General features: G+C 34.0%; 4 protein-coding genes. All 4 read left to right on the forward strand.

Features of this window, described 5'->3' with window-relative positions:
- Positions 1–766: 766 nt before the first annotated feature.
- The gene (gene thrS / locus ACIQZC_RS09600) at positions 767–2,707 is read left to right on the forward strand and encodes a threonine--tRNA ligase (protein ID WP_396139008.1); all 1,941 of its coding nucleotides are present in this window, start codon (positions 767–769) and stop codon (positions 2,705–2,707) included.
- 28 nt (positions 2,708–2,735) lie between these two features.
- Positions 2,736–3,287 (forward strand): translation initiation factor IF-3, encoded by a 552-nt coding sequence (infC, locus tag ACIQZC_RS09605; RefSeq protein WP_396139011.1) that lies wholly within the window; start codon positions 2,736–2,738, stop codon positions 3,285–3,287.
- Between the two features lie 111 nt (positions 3,288–3,398).
- The gene (gene rpmI / locus ACIQZC_RS09610) at positions 3,399–3,596 is read left to right on the forward strand and encodes a 50S ribosomal protein L35 (RefSeq protein ID WP_396139009.1); all 198 of its coding nucleotides are present in this window, start codon (positions 3,399–3,401) and stop codon (positions 3,594–3,596) included.
- Between the two features lie 180 nt (positions 3,597–3,776).
- A partial coding sequence (gene rplT, locus ACIQZC_RS09615) for a 50S ribosomal protein L20 (protein ID WP_396139010.1) occupies positions 3,777–4,085 on the forward strand: 309 nt, incomplete at its 3' end.

Here is a 4,085-nt window from a genome sequence, read left to right on the forward strand (position 1 = left end):
TGTATTGCTACAAATTTGTGCTGTCAATTCAATATGTCTATGAACGTGTCATTCTTTTTTTAAACCTCACTTGTGTTTCAAAGCGGGTGCAAAAGTACAATTCTTTTTTACTTTAGCAAGGCTTTTTGAAAAAATATTTTGTTTATTTTTTTAATCCCTCTTGCCTAAACTATTTAATGAACATATACTCCCTAATACTTTCGTTTCGGGTCGGCAAAGATACTACCTTTACTTTCTCTTTTCCAAATCTTTTTTTAACTTTTTTAAAGTTTGTTTTGATTTAGTTAATGAATCAGTTTAAATAAGAACTTCTTTGTCAATGCGGGTGCAAAAGTAGTATTCTTTTACTACCACGCAAAGGTTTTTTAACTTATTTTCTCTCTTTTTTTGAAGGAGTTTCTTAATGTTCTGATAATAAGGAATTAATACTTTTTTTCTTAACCACTAAGAACACAAGGAAGACACAAAGAACACAAAGAAATTGTTAAAAATATAAGTCATAAAAGTAGTTATTACTAATAAAAGGTGTACATAAAAGTTCGTAAAAGATGAGTGTATAAATAAACAAAACGCCTTATCTAGCCGCGATGGAAACGGCATCCTTTTATAAATCCTGAAAGGTTTATAAAAGATATAGTGCACAGCGGGACAAGTAGTCTTATGGAAGGTTGAATGGGTGCTGCTAAAAATCTTTTTAATATTATACCTCTTTATATTGTATGGATTTTTTTAATGGCTTATATTTGCACCCTATAAATTTTTAAAAATGATAAAAGTTACTTTACCTGACGGGTCGGTTAAGGAGATGGCTCAAGGAGTTACTCCAATGGATGTTGCAAAAAGCATTAGTGAAGGTTTAGCTAGAAATGTGATTTCGGCTTCCTACAATGGTACCACTATTGAAACAACGACGAACTTGACGACGGACGGTACACTTATATTATATACTTGGAATGACAAGGATGGTAAAAAAGCATTTTGGCATTCGACTTCTCACGTGATGGCGCAAGCTTTAGAAGCACTATATCCTGGCATAAAACTAACATTGGGTCCGGCAATTGATAATGGTTTCTATTATGACGTAGATTTTGGTGAGCAAAAAATTACGGATGCCGATTTTAAAAAGATTGAAGACCTTGTTTTAGAAATCTCAAGAGAAAAACACGAATTTAAAATGCGTCCCGTTTCAAAAGAGGAAGCATTAGAAGTTTATAAAAATAACGAGTATAAAACAGAATTGATTTCGAACTTAGAAGACGGAACAATTACGTTTTGTGATCATTCAAATTTCTTTGATTTATGTCGTGGTGGGCACATTCCGAATACGGGAATCATTAAAGCGATGAAAATTTTATCGATAGCTGGTGCTTACTGGAGAGGTGATGAGAAAAACAAGCAGTTGACCCGTGTTTACGGAATTTCGTTCCCAAAACAAAAAGACTTAACTGATTATTTAGAATTATTAGAAGAAGCGAAACGTCGTGATCATAGAAAATTAGGAAAAGAATTAGATTTATTCCATTTTTCTCAAAAAGTAGGTCAAGGTTTACCATTATGGTTACCAAAAGGCGCTGCTTTGCGCGATAGACTGGAGCAATTCTTGAAAAAAGCACAGAAAAAAGCAGGTTATGAACAAGTAGTTACGCCACACATTGGAATGAAAGACTTGTACGTTACTTCTGGACACTATGCAAAATATGGTGCTGATAGCTTTCAACCAATTCATACTCCAGCGGAAGGTGAAGAGTTCTTGTTAAAACCAATGAACTGTCCGCACCACTGTGAAATATACAATGCAAGACCATGGTCATACAAAGATTTACCGAAGCGTTATGCTGAATTTGGAACGGTTTATCGTTATGAGCAATCGGGTGAATTACATGGATTGACTCGTGTTAGAGGATTTACGCAAGATGATGCGCATATTTTTTGTACGCCAGATCAATTAGATGTAGAGTTCAAAAATGTAATTGACTTAGTATTATATGTTTTTGGATCTTTAGGGTTTGAAAACTTTACAGCTCAAGTTTCGTTACGTGATTTAGATAATCCGGATAAATACATTGGTAGTGTTGATAACTGGGAGAAAGCAGAAAATGCGATTATCAGTGCTGCTAAAGATAAAGGATTGAATTATGTAATTGAAACTGGAGAAGCAGCTTTTTATGGTCCGAAATTAGACTTCATGGTGAAAGATGCCTTAGGCAGAAGTTGGCAATTAGGCACCATTCAGGTAGATTATAATTTACCAGAGCGTTTCGAATTGTCTTATAAAGGTGCCGATGACAAGTTACATCGCCCTGTGATGATTCACCGAGCGCCTTTTGGTTCGATGGAGCGTTTTATTGCAATTTTATTAGAACACACAGCAGGAAATTTCCCAATTTGGTTGATGCCAGAACAGGCTATAATACTGTCTTTGAGTGAGAAATATGAAAATTATGCGAAAAAAGTTTTAGATTTGCTAGAAAAACACGAAATTCGCGCCCTGATTGATAACAGAAATGAAACAATCGGGAAGAAAATTAGAGAGGCAGAAATGAAGAAATACCCATTTATGCTGATTGTTGGCGAGGAAGAAGAGAAAAATGGAACCATTTCTGTGAGACAAAGAGGACAGGAAGGAAAAGGAAATATTTCGGTAACTATTGAAGATTTTGCTGCAATAATTAACGAAGAAATCAACAAAACATTAAAACAATTTTAAGTTTAACTAAAATAATAAAGCTATAGCAATTAGAAACAACAGAGGTTTTCAACCTCGCGAAGAGAAAAAAGCAGCTCACCGTATAAATAATTTAATACGTGTTGCTGAAGTACGTTTAGTAGGCGAAAACATTGAACCAGGAGTTTATAAAATTGCCGATGCACTTCGTTTGGCTGAAGAGCAAGAAGTTGATTTAGTAGAAATTTCTCCGAATGCTGAACCGCCAGTTTGTAAATTGATGGATTATGGTAAATTTTTGTACCAACAAAAGAAAAGAGATAAAGAATTAAAAGCAAAATCTACTCAGATTATAATTAAGGAGATCCGTTTTGGACCTCAAACAGATGAGCACGATTATGAATTTAAGAAAAAGAATGCCTTAAAATTTTTACAAGATGGTGCTAAATTAAAAGCATTTGTATTCTTTAAAGGACGTTCTATTATATATAAAGAGCAAGGACAAATTTTATTATTACGTTTGGCTCAAGAATTAGAAGAACATGGAAAAGTAGAAGCGATGCCAGTTCTTGAAGGGAAGCGTATGATTATGTATATTGCACCTAAGAAAAAAGGAAAATAAAGCTACAAGCAATCTGCAATAAGCCATAAGCTATCAAAAGACTAATGCTTACTGCGTAATACTTAAAGCTATCAAGATAATAAGTAAGAATAAATTAAATACCTAGGAAAAATGCCTAAAATGAAAACGAAATCTAGTGCTAAGAAACGATTCAAAGTGACTGGTTCTGGAAAAATTAAAAGAAAACACGCTTTTAAAAGTCACATTTTGACTAAAAAATCAAAAAAGCGTAAATTAGCTTTAACGCATTCTGGTTTGGTTCACAAAACAGATGAGAGAAGCATTAAACAACAATTGAATTTAATTTAGCCCCACCCCATCCCTCCCCAAAGGAGAGGGTGACAAAAGGAAAATTTATTTAATTAGTTTGTTTGGTTAAAACAATTTAGTAACCCTGGGGTGGGCTGAATGAAGTACAAAGTATAAAATACAAAGTACCAAATTCATAAGTATTGAGAGATCGCCTTACTTCAAAAAACATTTAAAATTATGCCAAGAGCAACAAATTCAGTAGCATCAAAAGCTAGAAAAAAAAGAGTATTAAAACAAGCCAAGGGTTTCTTTGGAAGACGTAAAAACGTTTGGACTGTAGCTAAAAACGCGGTAGAAAAAGCAATGTGCTATGCATACCGTGATAGAAAACAAAATAAAAGAAATTTCCGTGCTTTATGGATTACGCGTATCAATGCTGGTGCACGTTTACATGGTATGAGTTATTCTCAATTTATGGGTAAAGTAAAAGCTAATAACATCGAATTGAACCGTAAAGTTCTTGCCGATTTAGCAATGAATCACCCA

This window comes from Flavobacterium sp., from assembly GCF_044338735.1.
GTDB lineage: Bacteria > Bacteroidota > Bacteroidia > Flavobacteriales > Flavobacteriaceae > Flavobacterium.